Source organism: Variovorax sp. GW821-FHT09D05 (genome assembly GCF_059416325.1).
Genome location: NZ_JBWKOZ010000006.1, coordinates 372,782 through 395,385, shown reverse-complemented (window position 1 = coordinate 395,385; position 22,604 = coordinate 372,782). Strand labels below are relative to the sequence as shown.

At 67.4% G+C, this 22,604-nt stretch carries 25 protein-coding genes; 5 read left to right on the top strand and 20 right to left on the bottom strand.

The features are described 5' to 3' along the window. Positions 1-2 precede the first annotated feature (2 nt). From AC07O3_RS18865 to AC07O3_RS18855, 3 genes are read right to left on the bottom strand one after another with little or no spacing between them, the layout of a single operon-like run. Entirely contained in the window at positions 3-1,493 is a 1,491-nt protein-coding gene (locus AC07O3_RS18865) for an efflux transporter outer membrane subunit (RefSeq protein WP_256216818.1), read from the bottom strand. Continuing rightward, positions 1,490-2,755, bottom strand: coding sequence for an efflux RND transporter periplasmic adaptor subunit (locus AC07O3_RS18860; protein WP_093176969.1), 1,266 nt, complete (start codon positions 2,753-2,755; stop codon positions 1,490-1,492). The genes AC07O3_RS18865 and AC07O3_RS18860 overlap by 4 nt, the downstream gene beginning before the upstream one ends. Continuing rightward, entirely contained in the window at positions 2,752-5,967 is a 3,216-nt protein-coding gene (locus tag AC07O3_RS18855; protein WP_495340019.1) for an efflux RND transporter permease subunit, read from the bottom strand. The genes AC07O3_RS18860 and AC07O3_RS18855 overlap by 4 nt, the downstream gene beginning before the upstream one ends. 109 nt (positions 5,968-6,076) lie before the next feature. Between AC07O3_RS18855 and AC07O3_RS18850 the strand changes: the two genes are divergently transcribed. Beyond that, complete coding sequence (locus AC07O3_RS18850) at positions 6,077-6,583, top strand: gluconokinase (RefSeq protein WP_256216817.1); 507 nt, start codon at positions 6,077-6,079, stop codon at positions 6,581-6,583. On the opposite strand, the gene AC07O3_RS18845 is transcribed toward AC07O3_RS18850, so the two are convergent. Then, the gene (locus AC07O3_RS18845) at positions 6,573-7,058 is read right to left on the bottom strand and encodes a MarR family winged helix-turn-helix transcriptional regulator (RefSeq protein ID WP_495340018.1); all 486 of its coding nucleotides are present in this window, start codon (positions 7,056-7,058) and stop codon (positions 6,573-6,575) included. The two genes, AC07O3_RS18850 and AC07O3_RS18845, sit on opposite strands and share 11 nt — an antisense overlap. Before the next feature lie 57 nt (positions 7,059-7,115). Between AC07O3_RS18845 and AC07O3_RS18840 the strand changes: the two genes are divergently transcribed. After that, a complete protein-coding gene (locus AC07O3_RS18840; protein WP_093077792.1) occupies positions 7,116-7,643 on the top strand; it encodes a thioesterase family protein in 528 nt (175 codons plus the stop codon). Between the two features lie 3 nt (positions 7,644-7,646). Here AC07O3_RS18840 and AC07O3_RS18835 read toward each other — a convergent pair whose 3' ends face one another. After that, positions 7,647-8,204 (bottom strand): GNAT family N-acetyltransferase, encoded by a 558-nt coding sequence (locus AC07O3_RS18835; RefSeq protein WP_440532031.1) that lies wholly within the window; start codon positions 8,202-8,204, stop codon positions 7,647-7,649. 4 nt (positions 8,205-8,208) lie between these two features. Next, the gene (gene gnd / locus AC07O3_RS18830) at positions 8,209-9,636 is read right to left on the bottom strand and encodes a decarboxylating NADP(+)-dependent phosphogluconate dehydrogenase (RefSeq protein ID WP_093176976.1); all 1,428 of its coding nucleotides are present in this window, start codon (positions 9,634-9,636) and stop codon (positions 8,209-8,211) included. Between the two features lie 154 nt (positions 9,637-9,790). Between gnd and AC07O3_RS18825 the strand changes: the two genes are divergently transcribed. Continuing rightward, entirely contained in the window at positions 9,791-10,750 is a 960-nt protein-coding gene (locus AC07O3_RS18825; RefSeq protein WP_495340017.1) for an AraC-like ligand-binding domain-containing protein, read from the top strand. Positions 10,751-10,758: 8 nt separating this feature from the next. Here AC07O3_RS18825 and arsH read toward each other — a convergent pair whose 3' ends face one another. Genes arsH through AC07O3_RS18805 form a run of 4 tightly spaced genes read right to left on the bottom strand, consistent with a single transcriptional unit; the run spans position 10,759 to position 13,507 of the window. Beyond that, on the bottom strand, positions 10,759-11,478 hold the full coding sequence (gene arsH / locus AC07O3_RS18820; protein WP_489013576.1) for an arsenical resistance protein ArsH: 720 nt from the start codon (positions 11,476-11,478) through the stop codon (positions 10,759-10,761). Next, a complete protein-coding gene (gene arsC / locus AC07O3_RS18815; protein WP_495340016.1) occupies positions 11,462-11,893 on the bottom strand; it encodes an arsenate reductase (glutaredoxin) in 432 nt (143 codons plus the stop codon). The genes arsH and arsC overlap by 17 nt, the downstream gene beginning before the upstream one ends. A 19-nt stretch (positions 11,894-11,912) precedes the next feature. Next, the gene (locus tag AC07O3_RS18810) at positions 11,913-13,196 is read right to left on the bottom strand and encodes an arsenic transporter (RefSeq protein ID WP_495340015.1); all 1,284 of its coding nucleotides are present in this window, start codon (positions 13,194-13,196) and stop codon (positions 11,913-11,915) included. Next, complete coding sequence (locus tag AC07O3_RS18805) at positions 13,190-13,507, bottom strand: ArsR/SmtB family transcription factor (RefSeq protein WP_495340014.1); 318 nt, start codon at positions 13,505-13,507, stop codon at positions 13,190-13,192. The genes AC07O3_RS18810 and AC07O3_RS18805 overlap by 7 nt, the downstream gene beginning before the upstream one ends. Positions 13,508-13,650: 143 nt before the next feature. Between AC07O3_RS18805 and AC07O3_RS18800 the strand changes: the two genes are divergently transcribed. Further along, entirely contained in the window at positions 13,651-14,379 is a 729-nt protein-coding gene (locus AC07O3_RS18800) for an alpha/beta fold hydrolase (protein WP_093051448.1), read from the top strand. Between the two features lie 15 nt (positions 14,380-14,394). On the opposite strand, the gene AC07O3_RS18795 is transcribed toward AC07O3_RS18800, so the two are convergent. The 10 genes from AC07O3_RS18795 to AC07O3_RS18750 are packed head-to-tail and all read right to left on the bottom strand — an operon-like array spanning position 14,395 to position 21,512. Then, positions 14,395-15,003 carry a 3'-5' exonuclease gene (locus AC07O3_RS18795; protein WP_495340013.1) on the bottom strand — a complete coding sequence of 203 codons (609 nt, stop codon included), beginning with the start codon at positions 15,001-15,003 and terminating at the stop codon, positions 14,395-14,397. After that, the gene (locus AC07O3_RS18790; RefSeq protein ID WP_489013567.1) at positions 15,000-15,410 is read right to left on the bottom strand and encodes a TfoX/Sxy family protein; all 411 of its coding nucleotides are present in this window, start codon (positions 15,408-15,410) and stop codon (positions 15,000-15,002) included. The genes AC07O3_RS18795 and AC07O3_RS18790 overlap by 4 nt, the downstream gene beginning before the upstream one ends. After that, positions 15,407-15,796 (bottom strand): VOC family protein, encoded by a 390-nt coding sequence (locus AC07O3_RS18785; protein WP_495340012.1) that lies wholly within the window; start codon positions 15,794-15,796, stop codon positions 15,407-15,409. The genes AC07O3_RS18790 and AC07O3_RS18785 overlap by 4 nt, the downstream gene beginning before the upstream one ends. Positions 15,797-15,818: 22 nt before the next feature. Then, complete coding sequence (locus tag AC07O3_RS18780) at positions 15,819-16,313, bottom strand: GNAT family N-acetyltransferase (RefSeq protein WP_256216816.1); 495 nt, start codon at positions 16,311-16,313, stop codon at positions 15,819-15,821. A 48-nt stretch (positions 16,314-16,361) separates the two neighbouring features. Next, complete coding sequence (gene fghA, locus AC07O3_RS18775) at positions 16,362-17,240, bottom strand: S-formylglutathione hydrolase (protein WP_093176985.1); 879 nt, start codon at positions 17,238-17,240, stop codon at positions 16,362-16,364. After that, complete coding sequence (locus tag AC07O3_RS18770) at positions 17,237-18,160, bottom strand: alpha/beta fold hydrolase (RefSeq protein WP_495340011.1); 924 nt, start codon at positions 18,158-18,160, stop codon at positions 17,237-17,239. Before AC07O3_RS18770 ends, fghA begins: the two co-directional genes overlap by 4 nt. Positions 18,161-18,179: 19 nt before the next feature. After that, positions 18,180-19,286, bottom strand: coding sequence for an S-(hydroxymethyl)glutathione dehydrogenase/class III alcohol dehydrogenase (locus tag AC07O3_RS18765; RefSeq protein WP_097201034.1), 1,107 nt, complete (start codon positions 19,284-19,286; stop codon positions 18,180-18,182). 52 nt (positions 19,287-19,338) lie between these two features. Then, a complete protein-coding gene (locus AC07O3_RS18760; RefSeq protein WP_495340010.1) occupies positions 19,339-19,986 on the bottom strand; it encodes a glutathione S-transferase family protein in 648 nt (215 codons plus the stop codon). Beyond that, positions 19,983-20,825, bottom strand: a complete 843-nt coding sequence (locus AC07O3_RS18755) for an aromatic ring-hydroxylating dioxygenase subunit alpha (protein ID WP_495340009.1) — start codon at positions 20,823-20,825, stop codon at positions 19,983-19,985. The genes AC07O3_RS18760 and AC07O3_RS18755 overlap by 4 nt, the downstream gene beginning before the upstream one ends. Before the next feature lie 9 nt (positions 20,826-20,834). Further along, positions 20,835-21,512: a Rieske 2Fe-2S domain-containing protein gene (locus tag AC07O3_RS18750; protein ID WP_495340008.1), complete on the bottom strand. Its 678-nt coding sequence runs from the start codon at positions 21,510-21,512 to the stop codon at positions 20,835-20,837. A gap of 109 nt (positions 21,513-21,621) precedes the next feature. On the opposite strand from AC07O3_RS18750, the gene AC07O3_RS18745 reads away from it, so the two are divergent. Continuing rightward, on the top strand, positions 21,622-22,590 hold the full coding sequence (locus AC07O3_RS18745; RefSeq protein WP_495340007.1) for a LysR family transcriptional regulator: 969 nt from the start codon (positions 21,622-21,624) through the stop codon (positions 22,588-22,590). The last annotated feature ends 14 nt before the right edge of the window (positions 22,591-22,604 follow it).

Genomic DNA, 22,604 nt, shown 5'->3' with positions numbered 1-22,604 from the left:
GTTCAACCCGCCTTGGCGGAACGATCTGCGACGGCGGTGGGGCAGGACGAGGGCGTTGCACCGGTCGCGTCGGCACCGCACCAGTCGCCGCCCAGCGCCTTCACCAGGAACACCGAGGTCAGCAGCCGCTGCCCCTGCAATTGCGCGGCCTGGCGCTCGACCGTCAGCAGCGACTGCTGCGCGGTGATCACGTCGAGATACGTCGAGGCGCCGCCTTCATAACGGCTGGTCGCCATGTCGAGCACGCGCCGCGCCGCCGTCACGGCCGACTGCGCCTGCGTGGTCGCGCTGTCGAGTGCCGACAAGCCGGTGATGCCGTCTTCCACTTCCTGCATCGCCGTCAGCACGGTGCGGCGGTAGTTGCCCACGGTGGCGTCGTAGCCGGCCTTGGCGAAGTCGACGTTGGCACGCACGCGCCCGCCGTCGAACAGCATCTGCGTGGCCGATACTCCCACCGACCACAGCAGGCTGGGCCCGTTGAACAGCGACTCGATCAGGCGGCTGTCCACGCCCACGGTCGGCGAGATGATGAAGCTCGGATAGAAGGCCGCGGTGGCCACGCCGATCTGCGCATTGGCCGCGGCCATCGCGCGCTCGGCCGAGGCCACGTCGGGCCGGCGCTGCAGGATTTCCGAAGGTACGCCCAGCGGCACTGCGGGCGGCTTGATCTCGCGCAGGTCCACCGGCAGTGCGAAGTTCGGCGCGGGCGTGCCGGTGAGGGTGGCCAGCGCGTGCTCGTACTGCGAGCGCTGCTTCTTCAGCACGTCGACCTGCGTCAGCGTGGTTTCGAGCAGCGCCTGCTGCTGCGCCACGTCGAGGCCCGACACCGCGCCCAGGTCGTGCCGCGCCGTGACCAGTTCCAGCGCGCGGCGTTGCAGCCCGATGGAGCGCGAGAGCACGTCGAGCTCGATGTCGGTCGAGCGCAGGTTGAAGTAGTTGCTGGCCACGTCGGCGCTCAGCAGCAGCCGCGTGTTGGCCAGGTCGGCGGCCGATTGCTCGGCGGAGGCCGAGGCGCCCTCGACGGTGCGCTGCACGCGGCCCGCGAGGTCGAGCTCATAGCTGGCGTTTAGCGAAACCGTGAAGTCGTTCTGCACCGTCGACGCATTGGCGGTCGCGTAGTTCGTCAGCGGCCGGTTGGCGGAAATCTTCAGGCGCGAGGCGCGCGTGCCGAGGCCCAGCTGCGGGTACTGGCTGGCCGCGTTGGACGCCAGCGCGGCGCGCGCCTGCGCCAGCCGCGCGTTGGCAATGACCAGCGTCGGGCTGCCGGCCAGGGCCTGCGCCTGCAATGTGTCGAGCGTGGCGTCGTCGAAGCGCTTCCACCAAGGGCCCTTGTCGGCGCTGTCGCTGGGCGTGCTCATGCGCCAGGGCTCTTCGAGCTTCCAGCTGACGGGCAGGGGCGTGTCGGGCGTCTTGTAGTCGGGGCCGACCGCGCAGCCCGCGACGAGCGCGAGCACCGCAGCAGCCACTGCAACGGCTGGCGATCGCAATGTCACGCCGGTTCCTTCTTCGGCATGACGGGCGGGGCAGCCTTTGCGGCGGCCGGCGGCGCTTCGGGCGCGACGGCCACGATGTCGCCTTCGGCCAGTGAGTCCGAAGGGTTCAGCACCATGCGGTCTGTGCCTTCGAGCCCATCGATCACTTCGACGTTCTCGCCGTAGTTGCGCCCCAGCGTCACGGCGCGCAGGCCGACGCGGCCCTTCGCATCGACCACCGCGATGCGCGTGCCCTCGGCGCGGAACAGCAGCGCGTTCGACGGCACGGTGAGCGTGCGGCTCGCGGCCAGCGGCAGCGACACCTGCACGTAGGCACCCGGCAGCAGCGCGCCGTCCTTGTTGGGCAATGACACCTCGACCTGCATCATCCGCGTGGTCGTGTCGATGGAGCCTGCGGTGCGCGCCACCTGGCCCTTGAAGCTCTGGCCGCGCAGTTCGGCCTGCGTGACGACCACCGGCTGGCCTGCCTTCACGAGCTGCGCGTAGGCCTGCGGCACGTTGATGTACACGCGTAGCGGGTCGGTCTGCGCGAGCAGGAAAAGGGCGCGCCCGGCACCGCCGCCCGCGCCCGCGTCGATCAGGTCGCCCACGTCGACGTTGCGCCGCGTGATCACGCCCGCGAACGGCGCCACCACGCGCTTGAAGCCTTCGGTCTGCTTGAGCCGCTGCACGTTGGCATCGGCCGCCGCCACGTTCGAGGTGGCCTGCGCCACGGCGCTGCGGCGCTCGTCCAGGTCTTGCTGCGAAACCACGTCTTTCTTGCGCAGCGCTTCCCAGCGGTCGGCGGTGCTGCGTGCCAGCTCCAGCCCCGAGGCGGCCTGCGCGCGCGCGGCCACGGCCTGCGACAACTGCTGGTCGATTTCGGGCGTCTCGATTTCGGCGAGCAGCTCGCCCTTCTCGACGCGGCTACCGATGTCCTTGGTCCAGCGCTTGAGGTAGCCGCTGGCGCGCGCCGAAATGGGCGACTGCACGAAGCCCTGCAGCGTGCCCGGCAGCGCCAGCGTCTGGCCGGCGGTGGGCACGCGGGGCAGGGCGGTCTGCACGTACTGCCTGGCGCGCTCGCTGGTGCCCGCTTCGAGCGCGCGAGCGTTGGCGATGCGCACGAACACGGTGCGCGCCGCACCGAGCGCCAGCAGCACCAGCACGATCAGCACCAGCCAGCGCGTGCGCCGCACGATCTGCCGGCGGCGCAGCAGTTCACCCTCGCCCTCTTCAACGGCGATGGGGTGGATGGCCAATGCCGAATGGCGTTGCTCCGTCATGAAATCAGTTCTCCTGGGGCGTTGCGCCCGCTGGCGGTTGATGCGGCTGCCCGGCGGTGCGCAAGCCGACTGTGCACCCCCGCGAACACGGCGGGTACGAAAAACAATGTCGACACCGTGGCAAAGATCAGGCCACCGATCACCGCGCGGCCCAGCGGTGCGTTCTGCTCTGCGCCTTCGCCCAGGCCCAGCGCCATAGGGATCATGCCGATGATCATTGCCAGCGCCGTCATCAGCACTGGCCGGATACGGGTGGCGCCGGCTTCCAGCGCGGCCGACAGCGGCGGAATGCCCGCCTGCAGCCGCTCGCGCGCGAACGACACCAGAAGAATCGAGTTGGCCGTTGCCACGCCCATGGTCATGATCGCGCCGGTCAGCGCCGGCACGCTCAGCGTGGTGCCGGTGATGAACAGCATCCACGCAATGCCCGCCAGCGCGGCCGGCAGAGCGGTGATGATGATGGCCGCATCCAGCCACGACTGGAAGGTGACGACGATCAGCAGGTACACCAGCACGATCGCCATCGCGAGGCCGACGCCCAGGCCGATGAACGACGACTGCATGGTCTGCACCTGCCCGCGGATCTCGACCCGGCTGCCGCGCGAGAGCTTGGGCCGCATCTCGTCGACCAGCTTCTGCACCTTCGACGCCACGCTGGCGAGGTCGGTGCCCTGCACGCTCACGTACACGTCGATCACCGGCGCGATGTTGTAGCGCGACATCACCGCCGGCTGGCGGTCGGCCTGCGTGCTCACGAGGTTGCCCAGCAGCTGCTGCGCGCCGGTTCCCCCCGTTGCTGCGCCTGCGCCCGCACCAATCGGAATGTTCAGCAGCGAGTCGAGCGAGTCGACGGTGTACTGCGGCGTCTGCACCGCGATGCTGTAGACCACGCCGTTCACCGGGTTCAGCCAGAAGGCGGGTGCCGTCTGCGAGCTGCCCGACAGCGCGATGAGCACGTTCTGCCCCACGTTGGAGGCGGTCAGGCCGTACTGCTGCAGCCGCGTGCGGTCCATCTGCAGGCTCAGCGCCGGGCCGTCGAGCCGCTGGTGCACGTGGGCGTCGACCGCGCCCGGAATCTGGCGGATAGCCTTGGTCAGTTCGGCCGCGCGCAGGGCGTTGCCGGCCATGTCGTTGCCGCTGAACTGCACGTCAATGGCGGCAGGCAGGCCGAAGTTCAGGATCTGCGTGACGATGTCCGCTGGCTGGAAGAAAAACTCGATGCCCGGAAAGCGCTTTGGCAGTTCGGCCCGCAGGAGCGACACGAACTGCTCGGTCGGCTTGTGGCCCTCTTTCAGCGACAGCAGCAGCTCGCCGTCAAAGGTGCCGATGGTGCCGGCATTGCTGTAAGACAGGTTGATGCCGCTGTTGGGCACGCCCAGGTTGTCGAGGATGGTTTCGAGCTGGTCCTGCGGCACCAACTCGCGAATGGCGGCCTCCACCTGGTCGGTGAGGCGAGCGGTCTCTTCGATGCGCGTGCCGGTGGGCGCACGCAGGTGCAGGCGGATCTGGCCGGCATCGACGGTCGGGAAGAAGTCGCGCCCCAGCGCGGGGTAGAGCAGGCAAGACAGCAGGCAGAAGCCGAGGAACAGGCTGATGAACCCGGCACGCTTCGACAGCACCGCAGACAGCACCAGCGTGTAGGCGCGGCGTACGCGTTCGAAGCGGCGGTCGAAGGCGCGGTACAGGCGCTGCAGGGCGCTCTGCTTCGCGCCTTCCGCCGGTGCATGGCCGCCGCCGTGCGAGCCGCCCATCAGCAGCATCACCAGCGTCGGCACCAGCGTGCGCGAAAGCAGGTAGGAAGCCAGCATGGCGAACACCACCGCTTCGGCCAGCGGCACGAACAGGAAGCGCGCCACGCCCGAGAGGAAGAACATCGGCACGAACACGATGCAGATGCACAGCGTGGAAACGAAGGCCGCCGAGCCGATCTCGCCCGCGCCGACCTCGATGGCCTCTTTCAGCGGCGTGCCCATGTGCAGGTGCCGCTCGATGTTCTCGATGGTCACGATCGCCTGGTCGACCAGGATGCCCACCGAGAGCGCCAGCCCGCCCAGCGTCATGAGGTTGAGCGTTTCGCCCAGCGAGTACAGCACCAGGATGGACGCCAGGATCGACAGCGGAATGGTCAGCCCGATGATCAGCGTGCTGCGCCAGTTGCCGAGAAACAGCAGCACCATCGCGGCGGTGAGCGCGGCGGCCAGGATGGCTTCGAACACCACGCCCTTGACGGCCGCCTTGACGAACACCGACTGGTCGAACAGCGGCGTGATCTTGATGTCTTCCGGCATCGTCTGCGCGGCGATGGGCAGCATGGCGCGGATGTTGGAGACGATGTCCAGCGTGGAGGCGCCGCCGTTCTTCAGCACCGACAGCAGCACGCCGCGCACGCCGTCCTGGCGCACCACGTTGGTCTGCGGCGAGAAGCCGTCGCGCACGTAGGCCACGTCGCGCAGGTAGGTGGTGGCGCCGTTCACCGTGCGGATCGGCAGGTCGTTCAAGCCCGCGATGGCGTCGGGCGAGCCGTTCATCTTCACGTTGTATTCGGTGGCGCCGAACTTGGCCGTGCCCGACGGAAGAATCAGGTTCTGCGTGTTCACCGCGTTCACCACGTCGGCCGGCGAGAGGCCGCGCGCCTGCATCGCCTGGGTGTCGAGGTCGACCGAAATCAGCCGGTTCTTGCCGCCGTAGGGAAAGGGAATGGCCGCGCCCGGCACCGTGATGAGCTGCGGGCGCAGCTGGTTGACGGTGGAGTCGAACAGCGAGTTTTCAGAGCGGGTGGGGCTCGACAGCGCCAGCTGGATCACCGGCACACTGGAGGCCGAATACTTGATGACCAGCGGCGGCGTGATGCCCGGCGGCAGCTGCCGTACCTGCGCCTGCATCGAAGCCACCACCTGCGAGATGGCCATCTCGATATTGGCCGTGGGCTGGAAGAACACCTTGATGATCGACACGCCCGCCAGCGATTGCGATTCGATGTGCTCGATGTCGCTCACCGTGGTGGTCAGCCCGCGCTCCACCTGTCCCGAAATGCGCTGCCCCATTTCCTGCGCCGGCAGGCCGGTGTAGTTCCAGATGACGCTGACCACCGGGATGTTGATTTCCGGGAAGATGTCGGTCGCCATGCGTGCGAGGACAAAGGGCGTGGCCAGCACGATCAGCATCGCCATGACGATGAAGGTGTACGGACGACGCAACGCAAGCTGGACCATGGAGGGGGCTCTCTGCTTCCGACGGAAAAAGGTTTTGCATCATAAGGAAGTAGATTTAAGTTTGCCGACTCCGTTAAATAGGGTGTGGCGCTTTACCAAAAGGGTGCATATGGACAGGGTCTGGCTGGTAGTGATGGGCGTTTCGGGATGCGGCAAGTCGAGCCTGGGCGCGGCGCTGGCCACCGCCCTTGACCTGCCGCTCATAGAAGGCGACGACCACCATCCGCCGGCCAACGTCGAGAAGATGAGCCACGGCATCGCGCTGACCGACGCCGATCGCGCGGGCTGGCTTGCAACCCTGGGCCGCGCGCTGGCCGATGCACCGCAGGGCGCGGTGCTGACCTGCTCGGCGCTCAAGCGCATCTACCGCGAGCAGCTGCGCGCGGCCGCGCCGGGGCTGCGCTTCGTGTTCATGGCAATCGAGCGGGCCGAGGCCGAGCGCCGCGTGGCCGCGCGGGCCGGGGCGGGGGAGCACATGTTTCCCGCCAGCCTGGTAGCCAACCAGTTCGCCACGCTGGAGTCGCCTGTGGGTGAGGCCGGTGTGCTGGCTGTGGATGCAACGGCGCCGCTGGCGCAGTCGGTGGGGGCCGTGAAGGCGTGGCTGGTCAGCCCTTGAGTTCGGCGCGCATGCCTTCGAGCGTGGTGGCCACGCGGCCCATCACGTCGGCCACTGCGTCCAGTTCGTCGCGCGTGGCCGGCGCGACCATCGCGGTCACCATCTCCGCCTGAACCGCCAGGCACTTCTTCGCCATTGCCATGCCGTCGTCGGTGAGCGTGAGGCGCCGCACGCGCGCGTCGGCGCCATCGCTGTCGCGCCGCACCCAGCCCCTGGCCTCCATCTGCGTGAGCAGCATGCTGACGCCGCTCTTCGCCACGAAGCAGCGCGCGGCCAGCGCCTGCTGAGTGATGCCCGGCGTGGTCGCGATGGTGGCCAGCACCTCGTGCTCGCCCACGCGCAAGCCTATGGCGGCGAGCCGTGCCGTCATCACCGCATCACAGAGGTTGTAGGCCCGCACCACTGCCAGCCATGCGGCCGTGCCGTGAGGGGAGGAGGGGGCCTTGCCGGGCTTGGAGGACTTTGCTGCGGGCATCGAGATAGTTCAATCTTGAACTAGAATGTTCTGAATTGAACCAATTCTAGGCTGTCCATGAATCTCTACCTGCGCTTGCTGATGACCCTGCTGCGCGCCTGGCGTGCACCGCGCCTGGCGCCGGGCGACACGCTGGAGCGGCAACTGCGCGTGCTGCCGAACGACCTCGACATCAACGGCCACATGAACAACGGCCGCTACCTGACGGTGGTCGACCTGATGCTGGTCGAGTACTTCGTGCGCACCGGCTTCGCAACAGCCATGCTGCGCCAGGGCTGGAGGCCGATGTCCGGCGGCTCGCTCATCAGCTACCGGCGCGGGCTCAACCCCTTTCAGGTGTACACGCTGCGCTTTCGGCTCGACGCCACCGACCAGCACTGGAACTACATGCGCTTCGAGTTCGTGCGTGGCGACAGGGTGTGCGCGGCCGGCTACATGAAGGGCGCAGCCGTGGGGCGCGGCGGGCTGGTGCCGAACCAGGAGTCGTATGCGGCCATGGGGCTCGTGCCGCCGGCGCATGCACTGCCGTTGCCGGTGCGCGACTGGATCGCAGCCGAGCAGGGCGTGATGAACGCGGCCTGGTAAGGCTCAGCGCGTTGGCGGCGCATCGAGCGCCAGGCGCAGCCGCGTGACGTTCGGGTTGCCCGGATCGCGCTGCAGCTTGAAGCCCAGCTTGCGCGCCAGCGCCAGCATGCCGATGTTGTCGTAGAGCGTGATGTCCGCCAGCTGCTTCACGCCGGCTGTCGCGGCCGCGTCGATCAGCCTGCGCATGAGCTTGTGGGCAACGCCGTGGTGCTGCCAGGCATCTGCAATGACGACGGCGAATTCAGCGACGTGCGCGGTCTCGGGCGTCTCGCCGCGCACGTAGCGCACCACGCCCATCTGCTGCTCCACGCCATCGACCTCGGTCGTCGCGATGAGCGCGAGTTCGTGGTCGTAGTCGATGTGCGTCATGCGCCACAGCTCGTCGGGCTGCGGCTTTCGCGGCGACAGCAGGCGGTGGTAGCCCGTCTCTTTCGAGAGGCCGTCCACGAAGGCCGTGTGCATCGCCAGATCGTCGGCGCGGATCGGGCGGATCCGCACCGGCGTACCGTCGCGCAGTTGCCAGTCCTCGACCAGGTGGCTGGGGTAGTCGAGGGCCGGCATGGCATCAGCCGATTACTTCAGGCCAATCGGTGTGGAAGAACTGACCTTCGGGCTTGTCGGTGCGCTCGTAGGTGTGGGCGCCGAAGAAATCGCGCTGCGCCTGCAGCAGGTTCGCCGGCAGGCGCTCGGTGCGGTAGCTGTCGTAGTAGGCCAGCGAGGCGCTGAAGGCCGGCACCGGAATGCCGTTGCTCACCGCCAGCGCCACCACTTCGCGCCAGTTCTGTTGCGTGCGGTTCAGCAGGTCCTTGAAGAACGGGTCGAGCATCAGGTTGCCCAGGGCAGGATCGGTGCGGAAGGCGTCGGTGATGCGGTTCAAAAAGCGCGCGCGGATGATGCAGCCGCCGCGCCAGATCGATGCGATGCGGCCCAGGTCGAGGCCCCAGTTCTTCTTGTCGCCCATGGTCTTGATAAGGTCGAAGCCTTGCGTGTAGCTGATGACCTTCGACGCATAGAGCGCGTCGTGCACCTTGGCCACCAGCGCCTTCTTCTCGACCGACAGCTCGATCTTCGGCCCCTGCAGCAGCTTGCTGGCCGCCACGCGCTGCTTCTTCTGCGAAGACAGCACGCGCGCCTCCACGGCCGCGTTGATGGTGCTGATGACCACCGCGTTCTCGGCCGCGTTGATCAGCGTCCACTGGCCCGTTCCCTTCTGGCCAGCCTTGTCGAGAATCACGTCGACGATGGGCTTGCCCGTCTCCGGATCTTTCTGTTCGAGCGCCTTGGCGGTGATCTGGATCAGGTAGCTCTGCAGCTCGCCGTCGTTCCACTCGTTGAAGATGGCAGCCATCTCGTCGGTGCTGAAGCCGGCCGCCTTGAACAGGCTGTAGGCCTCGCAGATCAGCTGCATGTCGCCGTACTCGATGCCGTTGTGCACCATCTTCACGTAGTGGCCGGCGCCGCCGGGGCCGATGTGAATGACGCAGGGCTCGCCGTCCACCTTGGCCGCGATGCTCTCGAAGATCGGCTTCATCACCTCCCAGGTGGAAAGCGGTCCGCCCGGCATGATCGACGGCCCCTTGCGCGCGCCTTCTTCGCCGCCCGACACGCCCGCGCCGATGAAGCGCAGGCCCTTGCTGGAGAGGTACGCGTCGCGGCGCTCGGTGTCGGTGTAGAGGCTGTTGCCGCCGTCGATGACGATGTCGTCCTTGTCCAGCAGCGGAATGAGCTGCTCGATCACCTGGTCGACCGGCGCGCCAGCCTTCACCATGATCTGGATCTTGCGAGGCTTGGCCAGGCTCTGCACAAACTCTTCCAGCGTCTTCGCGCCGACCAGCTTCTTGCCGGGGTTGGCGGCGATGAAGGCTTCGGTGGTGGCCTCGGTGCGGTTGTACACGCTGACCTGGAAGCCGCGGCTTTCCACATTCAGCACGAGGTTCTGGCCCATCACGGCCAGGCCGATCAGTCCGAAATCGCTTTGCTTGTTGCTGCTCATGACCCGTCTTGCCCTTCTTTCATGTGCGTGCGCCGGAATGTCCCGCGCACGGGTTGGTTCGCGGGTCATTTTGCCGGTGCCGGGCGCAGGGTGGCGTCGGAGACGGTCTATACCCGCTTGGCAAGCGGGCACGGCATGGGTATGTTTGGCACGCATGAGCGAAGCCATCGACACCATCCACCGCTGGTCCACCGACGCCGTGCCGCCCGCGCAGCGGCTGGACTACTGGGTGGGCGCGGTCTGCGAGGGCTTCCTGGAGATGGACGTGACCAGCCCGGTGGCCGGCAGCTTCGGCGCCACGCTCGAATCCGCGCCGCTCGGCCCCATCGTCGTCAACCAGGTGCGCGGCAGCGCACAGGACGTCTACCGCACGCGCCGCGCCATCGCCCACAGCCGCAACAACTACTTCTACCTGCTCTGCAAGACCGACTCGGCCTGGGTGGCCGTGCAGGACGGCCGTTCTGCGCGGCTGCTGCCCGGCGATGCGGTGCTGGTCGACTCGCGCCGGCGCTACGAATTTCACCTGCTGCAATCGGCCGACACCATTTCGCTCGAACTGCCGACCGCCTGGGTCGATGCATGGATTCCCGACGCGGGCGACCAGGTGGCGCGGCGCATCGACGGGCAAACAGGGTGGGGCGGCGTGCTGTGCAGCTTCGTGCGGCAGCTGACACCGCAGATGGCAGCAAAGCCGCCACTGCCGGCGGCGTTGCTGGGCGACCAGCTCGGTAGCCTGCTGGCACTGGCCACGGGGCACAGCCCTTCAGAGTCTGGGAGCGAAGGGCGCGCCGCGCTGCGCCGCCGCGTGCTCGACACCACGCGCGAGCGCCATGCAGAGCCGGGCCTTACGGCCGCGGGCGTGGCGCGCGAGCTGGGCATTTCGGAGCGCAGCCTGCACCGCTGCCTGGGCGAAGGCGGTACCACCTTCGCCACCGCGCTGGCGGGCTTTCGCATGCAGGCGGCGCGGCGCATGCTGGCCGATGCACGCTTCGATCGCCTGGGCATCGCGGAGATCGGCTTCCGCGTGGGGCTGACCGATGCCTCGCACTTCGTTCGCCAGTGCCGCAGGCATCTGGGCGCCACGCCGGGTGAGCTGCGCCGCTCGCGGCACTGAGCCGTCGCTCAGATGCTGCGCAGGTTGACCCGCTTCGACAGCGCCTCCGCACTCTCGCGCCGCTCGCTGTAGCGGTCCACAAGGTAGCCCGCGCAGTCGCGCGTGAGCAGCGTGAACTTGACCAGCTCTTCCATCACGTCGACCACTCGCTCGTAATACGGCGAGGGCTTCATGCGGCCGTTCTCCTCGAACTCGAGGAAGGCCTTGGCCACCGACGACTGGTTGGGGATGGTGAGCATGCGCATCCAGCGGCCGAGCACGCGCAGCTGGTTCACGGCGTTGAACGACTGCGAGCCGCCCGACACTTCCATCACCGCAAGCGTCTTGCCCTGCGTGGGCCGCACCGAGCCGACGGACAGCGGGATCCAGTCGATCTGCGCCTTCATGATGCCGGTCATGGCACCGTGGCGTTCGGGTGAAGTCCACACCATGCCCTCGGACCATTGGGCGAGGTCGCGGAGCTCCTGCACTTTCGGATGGTCTTCCGGCGCGTCGTCGGGCAGGGGCAGGCCGCGCGGGTCGTAGATGCGCGGCTCCGCGCCCAGGGCCTGAAGCAGCCGCGCGGCTTCTTCGGTGAGCAGCCGGCTGTAGGAGCGCTCGCGCACCGAGCCGTAGAGCAGCAGGATGCGCGGCGCGTGCGTGGCGCGCTCCGTGGGCAGCAGTTGCCGCAGGTCCGGCCGGTGGAAATGCCCGGCGTCGATGTTCGGCAGTTCAGGGCTTGACGACACGCTGGCCCTTTGCGTCGATGACGGCCTCGCCGTCTTCCTTGGAGAAGGCGCCTTGCTGCGGCCGCGGCAGGATGTCGAGCACCGCTTCCGAAGGCCGGCACAGCCGCGTGCCGAGCGGCGTCACCACGATCGGCCGGTTGATGAGGATCGGGTGCTGCAGCATGAAGCCGATCAGCTCATCGTCGCTCCACTTCGCATCGTCGAGGCCGAGTTCGTCATAGGGCGTGCCCTTGCGGCGCATGACTTCGCGCACCGGCATGCCCATTGCCGCGATCAGTTGCTTCAGCGTCGCGCGATCGGGCGGGGTCTTCAGGTACTCGATGACGGTGGGCTCGTCGCCTGTGTTGCGGATCAGCGCGAGCACGTTCCTCGACGTGCCGCAGGCGGGGTTGTGATAGATCGTGATGTCGTTCATGGAAGTGTGGTGTCGGGTTTCAAAGACTCAGTCGAAGCGCCAGTGCCGCCAGGGTGACCAGCAGCACGGGCAGGGTCAGCACGATGCCGACCTTGAAGTAGTAGCCCCAGCCGATTGCCATGCCCTTCTTCGCGAGCACGTGCAACCAGAGCAGGGTGGCGAGGCTGCCGATGGGCGTGATCTTCGGGCCGAGGTCGCAGCCGATCACGTTGGCGTAGACCATCGCTTCCTTCACCGCGCCGCTCGCGCTCGACGCGTCGATGGACAACGCGCCCACCAGCACGGTGGGCATGTTGTTCATGACCGACGAGAGCAGCGCCGAGAGAAAGCCCGTGCCCATCGCCGCGCCCCAGACGCCGCCTTGCGCGAACACATTCAGCAGCGAGGCGATGTAGCCGGTCAGGCCGGCGTTGCGCAGCCCGTAGACCACGAGGTACATGCCCAACGAGAAGATCACGATCTGCCAGGGCGCGCCGCGCAGTACCCCGCGGATGCCGATCACCGGGCCGCGCCCTGCAACAGCCAGCAGCACGACCGCGCCGAAGGCGGCCACCGCGCTGACCGGCACTCCCAGCGGCTCCAGCCCGAAGAACCCGACGAGCAGCAGCACCAGCACGACCCAGCCCGCGCGGAAAGTCGCGGGGTCGCGGATCGCATCCGCAGGCGCCTTGAGTTGGGTCGCGTCGTAGCTTGCCGGGATGCCGCGGCGAAAGAAAAGCATCAGCGCCAGCAGGCTCGCGAGCACCGCCGCGATGTTCACGGGGAGCATGACCGAGGCGTACTTGCCGAAGCCGATGCGGAAGAAGTCGGCCGACACGATGTTCACTAGGTTCGAGACGATCAGCGGCAGGCTGGCCGTGTCGGCGATGAAGCCAGCCGCCATCACGAAGGCGAGCGTGGCAGCCGGCGAGAAGCCCAGCGCCACGAGCATCGCCATCACGATGGGCGTAAGGATCAGCGCCGCGCCGTCGTTGGCGAACAGTGCCGACACGGCGGCGCCCAGCAGCACGATGAACGCGAACAGCAACCGCCCGCCCCCGCCGCCCCAGCGCGCCACGTGCAGCGCGGCCCATTCGAAGAAGCCCGCCTCGTCGAGCAGCAGGCTGATGACGATCACGGCGATGAAGGTGGCGGTTGCGTTCCACACGATGCTCCAGACGACGGGGATGTCGGACAGCTGGACCACGCCGAGCAATAGCGCGATGACGGCGCCGAGCGAGGCGCTCCAGCCGATGCCCAGCCCGCGCGGCTGCCAGATCACCAGCACGAGCGTGAAGACGAAGATCGCAACGGCGCTCAGCATGTCGGCGGGCATCCGACAGCGCAGGTTTCTCCCTCGCAGCAGTTCTCGGTGAGGTAGGCCAGCAGTCCATTCATCTGCTCGAACGCCGCGCGGTAGATGAGGTTGCGGCCCTGCCGCTCCTGCGAGACCAGCCCCGAATGCACGAGCTCCTTGAGATGGAACGACAGGCCCGTGGCCGGCACCTCGAGCGCTTCGGTCAGCGCGCCGGGCGTGAGTCCGGCGGGGCCTGCCACCACCAGCGCGCGAAACACTCGCAGGCGAACGGGCTGCGCCAGTGCGGCAAGGGATCGGACAACGTCGTTTTCTTCCATATTTCAAGTATCGTTGAATAATTGAATCGAAGCAACACGGCTGGCGCGAATCGGCCATCGCGCTGGCACGCATCGGCCATGCGCAAGTCACCGATGTTCCTTACAGTCGTGCTCCGTCACAAACAAAAGGAGACACACCCACCATGTCCGACACCTATGTTCTCGTCCACGGCGCCTGGCACACCGGCGCAGAAATCGAAGCCGTGGCCGACGGCCTGCGCGCAGCAGGGCACACCGTGTATTGCCCGACGCTCGCTGGCAACAACCCCGGCGACGATCGCTCGAGCATTGGCCTGGAAGACGCCATCGCTTCCGCCGTGCGCTACATCGAGGAAAAGAATCTCACGCAGGTGCGCCTCGTGGGCCACAGCTACGGCGGCATGGTGATCTCGGGCGTGGCGGACCGCATTGCGCCGCGGCTGAAGCGGCTGGTGTACATCAACGCCTTCGTGCCGCTCGATGGCGAATCGCTCAACGACATGGTGCCGCCGCATTACGTGACGATGTTCGACGCCGTCGCGGAGGCCAACGGCAATGCCGTGACCTTGCCCTTCGAGATCTGGCGCGAAGCCTTCATCAACGATGCGGACCTGGCGACCGCGACGGCCGCCTACGGCAAGCTCAACCCGCATCCGTACCGCACCTTCACCGACAAGATCAGGCTGCAGCAGCCGCTGGCCGCGCTGGCGCTGGGCAAGTCGTATGTCAACTGCCTGCAGGACACCGCACTGCCGCACGGCATGCCGTGGCATCCGCGCCTGTCGGAGCGGCTGGGCCTGTTCCGGCTGGTGGAGTGCCCTGGCAGCCACGAGATGTTCTTCTCGAACCCCCAGAGGCTCGCGCAGGCCATTCTGGAGGCGGGGCGCGACTGACCCCGTTTCGAACGGTCAGTTGCTGCTGAAGAGCGCGTCGTACACGCGTATCGACGCATAGGCGTCGTTCGCGGCATAGCGGATCTGCGCCTCGGTGAGTTGCTTGTTGGCCCAGTTCGAAGTGGTCGCCTTGCGCGACTTGATGAAGCGGCGGTTGAACACCAGAGCCACCGCCGCCTTCACGCCGACCGACTTGCGGTAGCCGCGGTGGCGGAATTCGTTGTCGATGTCGAACACCGCCTTCGGCTCGATGTTGAGCCGGTTGCGGATCAACGTGAGGTCGCCCGACAGGCCGAAGCCGACCTTGCGCAGCTCGGTGGAGGCGATCAGCGCGGCCACCACCGGATTGCACTCGGTGCGGTGAAGCTGAAACAGCCACGCCGTGTCGCGCGTGGAGAACTGCACCACGTGCGGGCCGCCCGACACCTCGTTCTTCGCGAAGGTGGGCTTGGATTCGGTGTCGAAGCCGGCGATGCCCGCGGCGAGCAGCATGGCGGCGGCACGTTCTGCATCTTGCAGTGTCTGCACGACCACGATGTCTTTCAGGCCGAGGCCTTCGAAGGGTTCGAGCAGCGCGATCTGTTCGCGCTCGGGCAGGGGAGGGAGCTTGGGGTTCTCGCTCACCGGGAGGCTGCTTTCGCTGTCTTTTTCTTCACTGAGGTTTTCTTCACTGCGGCTTTCTTTGCGGGTGTTTTCTTCGGCTTCGGTGGCTGGCCCGAGCGCAGCGCTGCTTCATATGCAAGGCGGCCCCACAGGGCGGCTTCCTCGCGGTCTTCGAAAAGATCCGCCGGGGCTTGCCGGTACGACATCGGCATCGACTTGCCCTGGCGCACGTAGGTGAAGGGCGGCAGGTTCAGCTTGTCGAAATGCGCGGCGCTCTCGGCATCGGCCTTGAGGTAGAGCGTGTCTTTGGCGACCAGCGCGATCATGCGACCTTCGTGCCAGATGCCGTGGCCGCCGAACATGCGGCGCGTTTCGATGCGGCCGAGCCGCTCGAAGGTTTCGTGCAGGCTTTCGACGAATTCGCTCATGCGGTGATCTCGATGCGGTTGCCGTCCGGGTCGAGCACCACGCTCTCGTAGTAGCCATCGCCGGTGCGGCGCGGGCCGTCGAGCAGCGGGTAGCCGTCGGCCTTCAGGCGCTGCGTGAGTTCGTCGACCGCGGCGTCGGAGCCCACGCTGATCGCCAGGTGCGTCCAGCCCATGCGCTGCGCGCCGGCTTCAGCGGTTACGGGCGAGAGCGTGCTCGTCGCCATGGCCTCGATGCGCGCGCCGTCGCCCAGGCTCAGGAAGCACGAGGCGAAGCCCTTGGCCGGGTTGACGTAGCCTGCGCCGGCGGTGGCGCCGAAGTAGTCGACATAGAAGCGCTTGCAGCGTTCGAGATCGGTGGTCCAGAGTGCGATGTGGTCGATACGCATGGGCACGAAAAGAAGATGGGGTTCAGCCGATGCGCCACGGCGGGCGCGAGGGCGACCAATGGTAGGCGATGCGTTCGCGGCCGCTCGAGGGGTGCCGATCGACCGCACCGCGCTCGAGGCCATAGCGCTCGTAGAAGCGCTGCGCCGACGTGTTGGTGGAGGCAACGTGCAGCCACCAGCCTGTGGGAATGCGCACGCAGGCCTCGTCGAGCAAGGCCTTGCCCAAACCCTGGTTGCGCAGATGGGGCTCGACGAAGAGCTGGGCCACGTATTCGCGCCGCTCCAGCAGCACCATGAACGCCAGTACCTGCCCGTCGCGCTCCGCCAGCACCACTTCGGCGGGCGGGCCGAACTCGGTCTGCACGCGGTGCAGCCAGTAGCCGATCGGCTCGAAATGGGGGACGCCCCGGTTGGCCGCGATCCAGGCGCGGCGCCAGATGCCGGCCAGCACCATGTTCTCTTCGGCGCTGCCTTCGCGCAACCGCAGGTGGAAGGCGGGAATTTGGGCGGCGGACATGCGAACCATGATACGGCGCGGGGCCGCTGTGGTCGATGAGGCGCGGCCCTAGGAGCGCAGGGTTTGCGCGTGGTGCGCGATGTGGTCGGCCATGAAGCTCTGGATGAAGTAGTAGCCGTGGTCGTAGCCCGCGTGGCGGCGCAGCGTGAGCGGCTGGCCCGCCGCGAAGCAGGCGGCCTCGAAGGCCTCGGGGTGCAGCTGCTCGGCGAGGAATTTGTCGGCCAGGCCCTGGTCGATGAGGATGCCTTGCGGGTAGGGCGCCACCACCTGCGACTTCATGAGCGCGCTGGCGTCGTGCGCCAGCCACTGCGCACGGTCGGCGCCGGGCTGGCCCAGATAGCCGCCGAGTGCCTTCTCGCCCCATGGGCACTGCGTGGGCGCGCAGATCGGCGCGAAGGCCGAGAGCGACTTGAAGCGCCCCGGATGCCGCAGCGCCAGCGTGAGCGCGCCGTGGCCGCCCATCGAGTGGCCGAAGATGCCGATGCGCTCGCCGTCGATGGCGAAGTGCTTCGCGACCAGCGGCAGCAGTTCGTGCACGACCCAGCTTTCCATGCGCCAGTGCGTGGCCCATGGCTCGACGAGCGCGTCGAGGTAGAAGCCGGCGCCGATGCCGAAGTCCCAGTCGTCCTTCGCACCCGGAATGCTTTCCGCTTCGCGGCCGCGCGGGCTGGTGTCGGGCGCGATCAGCGCAAGGCCCAGGCTCGCGGCCATGCGCTGCGCGCCGGCCTTCATCGCGAAGGTCTCCTCGTTGCAGGTCAGGCCCGCGAGGTAGAGCAGGGCGGGCACCCGCTCGTGCGCGACCTGCGGCGGCAGGTAGACCGAGAAGCGCATCGGCAGGCCGATTTCATGCGAGCGGTGTTCGAGAAAGCGCTGCACGCCGCCGAAGGCGTGGTGCTCGGAAAGAGTCTTCGGAGTGTTGTCGGTCATTGCGGGTTCTTGCCGCGCAGGGCGGGCACGAGTTCGAGCACGGCGTCGGCAAAGGTACGCGGCGCTTCCTGCGGCATGTTGTGGCCCGCGCCGGGCACGAGCCGGTGCGAACGCGGGTCGCTGAAACGGTGTGCGTGGGCCGATGCGTCGGCGGGCGGGCGCACGCCGTCGTCGATGCCGTCGAAGGTGATGGCGGGCACGGTGATCGTGGGCTGGACTGCAAGGCGGCGTTCGATGTCGGCGTAGGCCGGGTCGCCCGGCACGAGGCCGAAGCGGTGGCGGTACGACTGGATCACCACGTCCACGAAATCAGGGTGGTCGAAGGCGGCGGCGCTGCGCTCGAAGGTGGCGTCGTCGAACTTCCAGGTTGGCGACCAGAGCTTCCACAGCAGCTTCGTGAGCGCCTTGCGGTCTTTTTCGAGGCCGGCGCGGCCGCGCTCGCTGTGGAAGTAGTACTGGTACCAGAGGCTGTGCTCGTTGGCCGGTGTGTCCGGCTCCATCGCCTTCGCGATGTTCTGGATGTTGTAGCTGTTGAGGGACACCAGCCCCGCACAGCGTTCGGGCCACAGCGCCGCGACCACGCAGGCGGCACGGCCGCCCCAGTCGTAGCCGGCCAGCACGGCACGGTCTATCTTCAGCGCGTCGAGCAGCGCGAGCAGGTCGGCGCCCAGCGCGGCTTGTTCGCCCGAGCGTGGCGTGGCTTCGCTCAGGAAGCGCGTGGCGCCGTAGCCGCGCAGGTACGGCACGATCACGCGGCAGCCCTGGTCGGCCAGCATTGGCGCGACTTCGGCATAGGTGTGGATGTCGTACGGAAAGCCGTGCATCAGCAGCACGGGTGGGCCGTCGGCGAGGCCTGCTTCGAAGTAGGCGATTTCGAGAACGCCCGCTTCGATCTTGCGCAGGGGTTCCATGCGATTCATGGCCAGCGCCTCCCGGGGTTTAGTAGAGAACCACGCCGCGAATGGATTCGCCGCGCTTCATCAGGTCGAAGCCCTTGTTGATGTCCTCCAGCGGCATGGTGTGCGTGATCAGGTCGTCGATGTTGATCTTGCCTTCCATGTACCAGTCGACGATCTTCGGCACGTCGGTGCGCCCGCGTGCGCCGCCGAAGGCCGAGCCTTCCCACTTGCGGCCCGTGACCAGCTGGAACGGCCGCGTGCTGATCTCGGCGCCCGCCTCGGCCACGCCGATGATGATGCTGCGGCCCCAGCCCTTGTGCGTGCATTCGAGCGCCTGGCGCATCACCTTGGTGTTGCCGATGCACTCGAAGCTGTAGTCGGCGCCGCCGTCGGTCAGCTGCACGATGGCGTCGACGACGTTCTCGGTGTCCTTGGGGTTGATGAAGTGCGTCATGCCGAACTTGCGGGCCATGGCCTCACGCTCGGGGTTCAGGTCCACGCCGATGATCTTGTCGGCACCCACCATCTTGGCGCCCTGGATCACGTTCAGCCCGATGCCGCCGAGGCCGAACACCACCACGTTGGCGCCGGCTTCCACCTTGGCCGTGAAGATCACCGCGCCGATGCCGGTGGTGACGCCGCAGCCGATGTAGCAGACCTTGTCGAAGGGCGCGTCCTCGCGGATCTTGGCCAGCGAGATCTCGGGGGCGACCGTGTAGTTGCTGAAGGTCGAGGTACCCATGTAGTGAAAGATCGGCTTGCCGTCGAGGCTGAAGCGCGAGGTGGCGTCGGGCATCAGGCCCTTGCCCTGCGTGCCGCGGATCAGCTGGCACAGATTCGTCTTGCGGCTCAGGCAGAACTTGCACTGGCGGCATTCGGGCGTGTACAGCGGGATGACGTGGTCACCCTTCTTGAGCGTGGTGACGCCGGGGCCGACGTCGACCACGATGCCTGCGCCTTCATGGCCGAGGATCGCGGGGAAGATGCCTTCGGGGTCGGCGCCCGAGAGGGTGTAGTAGTCGGTGTGGCAGATGCCGGTGGCCTTGATCTCGACCAGCACTTCGCCGAATTTCGGGCCCTCGAGGTCCACGGTTTCGATGGTGAGCGGGGCCCCGGATTTCCAGGCGACGGCGGCTTTGGTTTTCATGGCGAGTGTGATTCTTCAGAAAGGCGAAGCGGTAAGGATACCCAGACGACGTTCAAACAGGGCCGGCAGGAAAGATTCCCGACATTCCCACAAAGCCGGGCAGGTGGCGAAAGTCCCAGACCCAGTTTCGCAGTGCGGGAAATTCATCGAGAGAAATGCCGCCTTCGCCCGCGAGCGCGACGTAGGGGAAGCAGGCGAGGTCGGCAATGGTCGGCTCGGGCGCGGATGCGAGCCAGCGCAGGCCCGCGCTGGCCTGTTCGGCAAGATGGTCGTCGAGCACGCGGAACACGGCGCGGGCGCCGCTGCGGCAGGCTTCGACGTCGAGGTGGTGGTAGCCCAGTGCGTCGTGCAGCCGTGCGGCCGAGGCGGTGCGGGTGATGTCGTCGGCAGTGGCGAGCCACATCGCGACCTGGCCGCGCAGCTTCGGGTCGTCGGGGTACCAGCGGCCTTGCGCGTCGTAGCGGCTTGCCAGGTAGACCAGGATGGCCTGTGCGTCGCGCAGCACGAAGCCGTCGTCGTCGATCACCGGGAGCTGGCCGAGCGGGTTGATGTTCGCCAGGAATACGGCGGATTTGTGCTCGCGGCCGGGAAAGAAATCGACCGGCACGGTTTCGTACGCAATGCCCAGCCAGGCCAGCATCTGCCGCACCTTGAAGCAGTTGCCCGACAGCGGGTAGTCGTACAGCTTCAGCGTCGTCATGCCGCTGCCCTCACGCCGAAGCGCATGCCGCGCTCGCGCAGCCATCGCCGATAAGTGACGGAGGATGTGTCGCCGCGCGTCGGCGTTTCGGCACGGCCTTCGAGCGGCATGCGCTTGAAGGCGTGGTTTTCCAGGATGGGCTTGTCCTGGCCGAAGATGGTGTGCTGGAAGGCGATGAGCTCGGCATCGGTGGAGTCGTCGTCGTAGCAGGCGAGCAGCGTGTGGGCGACAACGTGCTCGTCGTCGATGGGCTGAAGAAAGAGGCCGATCGCGTCGAGCGCGCCCGCACGGAAGCTCGATTTGTAGAGCATGGCCGAGAAGGGCTGCATCACGCGGTACTTGTAGAGCACCTCGCTGCCCGAATCGTGCGCGGCGGAAGCGCGCGGCTGCCAGAAGCGGCAGTCGGTGGCCCAGATTTCGCCGGTGGCGGACTCGACCTGTACCTGGTACTGCGCCACCTCGGTGTGCGGCACCTTGCCGAGGTAGTCGGCATGCACGAAGGGAAAGTGTGCCATGTCGAGGAAGTTCTCGATCACGCGCAGGCCCGACACCGCGACGCCGATTCCGCCGCAGTCGATGATGCGGCGACCGGGCTCGCTGTACTCCGGGAAGTCGAACAGGGCGCGCGCGGGTTGGCCGCTGGGGCAGACCCAGAAGTAGCCGTAGCGCGACTGCACAGTAAGCGGCTGGTCGCCGAGGCGGCATTGGGGCGTGCCGTCGGCGTCGGTCCAGAGCTGCACGGTTTCGCCGAGCAGGCGGGTCGTGCGGGGCGTGGTCGTCGCGGGTCCGACGACCAGCCAGTCGTCGAGCATGTTGGGGTCGTCGGTAACGAAGGGCATGGGGTGCTTTCAGCCTTGGGGCAGGGCTTCGAAGCCGGCGCGCAGTTCGCGGGCGGCGGTGTGCAGGGTCTTCATGGCGGGCGAGCCGGGCGCTGCATCGGTCCACAGGTGGACGAAGGCAAGCCGGGGCTGGGCGTCGAGGACGAGGGCGACGGTGTTCACGTCGTCGAGCAGGCCGCGCCAGGCAGCTGAGACTGCATCGGCTGTCAGGCCGCGCTGTGCCAGCGTTTCTCGCACCGTGCCGGCGGGCGCACGCACGGTCAGCGTGCGGCAGAAGTGCCAGCCGGTGGGGATGGCGCCTTCCAGTTCGGCGGGCGCGGGCGGCACTTCGGGCGACAGGTGAACCCACAGCATCCCTGCGGCCTCCATCGTGCCGAAGGTCTTCGCGCAGACGTTGCGCGGAGCCTGCATGGCCGGATGCGCCGGAATGCTGGTGCACTGCCCGCTGCCCGCCGCGTACTGCCAGCCGTGGTACGCGCAGGCCAGGCGGTTGTCGACGACCTGGCCCAGCGTGAAGCGCACGCTGCGGTGCGGGCAGCGGTTCTCCCAGGCCTGGGCGGTGCCGTCGGCGGCGCGCCAGAGCGCGAGCTCCTGGCCCTCGGCAAAGCCGGCGACGATGTTGGCGCCGGGGCGCAGGTCGGCCGAGCGCGCGACGGGGTGCCAGGTGGCGGTGTTCTGTGTGTTCATGGATCGTGGGGGAGCAAGGCTGGACGCCGGTGATACCGTAACGCTTCCGCCGCACCGATGAAAGCCACATGAAGAGACGCTACTTTTCATTCCTGCAACGCCGGGCCTCATGAGCCGGATCGATCTCGCCCTGGTCGAGGCCTTCGTACTGATCGCCAGGAGCGGCAGTCTCACCAAGGCTGAAAGCCTCTCGGGTGTCTCCAAGGCCACTTTGAGCCGGCAGCTCACGCGGCTGGAGAAGTTGCTCGGCGCGCAGTTGCTGATGCGCAGCCCCCGCCGCATTGCGCTCACCGAGGCCGGCCGCGCCTTCTTCGCACGCGGCGAAGGGCTGCTCGACGAAGTGACGGGCCGGCTCGAAGCGGCCAGCACCGAGATCCACGCGCTGACGACGGGCGTTTCGGGCAGCCTCTCGCTGCTGTCGGACACGCAGTTCAGCACCTCCTTCGTCTGCCATGTCGTCAAGCTGTTCCTGGAAATGCACCCGGACGTGCGCTGCCAGCTCGACGTGGCGAACGGCTTTCATGCGCCGCAGATCGGCGATGTCGACTGCTACGTGTGCTCCGAGCCGCCCGATGCGCCGAACCTCGTGGCCAACCTGCTCGGGCGGCTGAACTACGGGCTGTATGCGAGCCCGCAGTACCTGGCGCGCCGCGGCACGCCGTCGTCGCCTGAAGAGCTGGCCACGCACCAGTCCATCGTGATGAAGGAGCCTTCGGTGCGTTCGCAGGTGCTGCTGGTGTCGGGTGCATCGAGCTTTGCCTTCCAGCCCGAGCCGGCCTTCGAGACCAACGACCACTGGGTCATGAAGACTTTCTGCATCGACGGCCTGGGCATCGCGCTGCTGCCGGCCTTCTTCGTGCGCCCGGAGCTGGAGCAGGGCGTGCTGGTGCCGGTGCTGCAGCAGTGGCAGCCCGAGCCGCGGCGCATCTACTGTGCCTACCAACGGCAGCGCTACATGGGGCAGAAGCTGCGCTCGTTCGTCGACCTGATGGCGCGCTGCGTGGTCGACATCGATTCGTACAACTACTACGTCGGATCGTCCACGGCGCGGCGCCGCAGGACGGCCGCGAGACCATAATTGCAGACCGCCAG

Bases quoted from the DNA above. Each gene is read 5' to 3' on its own strand.
- AC07O3_RS18845 (WP_495340018.1), bottom strand. From the start codon at position 7,058: ATGCCCGCAGCAAAGTCCTCCAAGCCCGGCAAGGCCCCCTCCTCCCCT.
- arsC (WP_495340016.1), bottom strand. From the start codon at position 11,893: ATGAACGACATCACGATCTATCACAACCCCGCCTGCGGCACGTCGAGG.
- AC07O3_RS18790 (WP_489013567.1), bottom strand. From the start codon at position 15,410: ATGAGCGAATTCGTCGAAAGCCTGCACGAAACCTTCGAGCGGCTCGGC.
- AC07O3_RS18850 (WP_256216817.1), top strand. From the start codon at position 6,077: ATGGACAGGGTCTGGCTGGTAGTGATGGGCGTTTCGGGATGCGGCAAG.
- AC07O3_RS18770 (WP_495340011.1), bottom strand. From the start codon at position 18,160: ATGAATCGCATGGAACCCCTGCGCAAGATCGAAGCGGGCGTTCTCGAA.
- AC07O3_RS18835 (WP_440532031.1), bottom strand. From the start codon at position 8,204: ATGCCGGCCCTCGACTACCCCAGCCACCTGGTCGAGGACTGGCAACTG.
- AC07O3_RS18760 (WP_495340010.1), bottom strand. From the start codon at position 19,986: ATGACGACGCTGAAGCTGTACGACTACCCGCTGTCGGGCAACTGCTTC.
- AC07O3_RS18755 (WP_495340009.1), bottom strand. From the start codon at position 20,825: ATGCCCTTCGTTACCGACGACCCCAACATGCTCGACGACTGGCTGGTC.
- AC07O3_RS18855 (WP_495340019.1), bottom strand. From the start codon at position 5,967: ATGGTCCAGCTTGCGTTGCGTCGTCCGTACACCTTCATCGTCATGGCG.
- AC07O3_RS18860 (WP_093176969.1), bottom strand. From the start codon at position 2,755: ATGACGGAGCAACGCCATTCGGCATTGGCCATCCACCCCATCGCCGTT.
- AC07O3_RS18745 (WP_495340007.1), top strand. From the start codon at position 21,622: ATGAGCCGGATCGATCTCGCCCTGGTCGAGGCCTTCGTACTGATCGCC.
- AC07O3_RS18750 (WP_495340008.1), bottom strand. From the start codon at position 21,512: ATGAACACACAGAACACCGCCACCTGGCACCCCGTCGCGCGCTCGGCC.
- AC07O3_RS18780 (WP_256216816.1), bottom strand. From the start codon at position 16,313: ATGTCCGCCGCCCAAATTCCCGCCTTCCACCTGCGGTTGCGCGAAGGC.
- AC07O3_RS18825 (WP_495340017.1), top strand. From the start codon at position 9,791: ATGAGCGAAGCCATCGACACCATCCACCGCTGGTCCACCGACGCCGTG.
- AC07O3_RS18805 (WP_495340014.1), bottom strand. From the start codon at position 13,507: ATGGAAGAAAACGACGTTGTCCGATCCCTTGCCGCACTGGCGCAGCCC.
- AC07O3_RS18785 (WP_495340012.1), bottom strand. From the start codon at position 15,796: ATGCGTATCGACCACATCGCACTCTGGACCACCGATCTCGAACGCTGC.
- AC07O3_RS18765 (WP_097201034.1), bottom strand. From the start codon at position 19,286: ATGAAAACCAAAGCCGCCGTCGCCTGGAAATCCGGGGCCCCGCTCACC.
- gnd (WP_093176976.1), bottom strand. From the start codon at position 9,636: ATGAGCAGCAACAAGCAAAGCGATTTCGGACTGATCGGCCTGGCCGTG.
- AC07O3_RS18840 (WP_093077792.1), top strand. From the start codon at position 7,116: ATGAATCTCTACCTGCGCTTGCTGATGACCCTGCTGCGCGCCTGGCGT.
- fghA (WP_093176985.1), bottom strand. From the start codon at position 17,240: ATGACCGACAACACTCCGAAGACTCTTTCCGAGCACCACGCCTTCGGC.
- AC07O3_RS18800 (WP_093051448.1), top strand. From the start codon at position 13,651: ATGTCCGACACCTATGTTCTCGTCCACGGCGCCTGGCACACCGGCGCA.
- AC07O3_RS18810 (WP_495340015.1), bottom strand. From the start codon at position 13,196: ATGCTGAGCGCCGTTGCGATCTTCGTCTTCACGCTCGTGCTGGTGATC.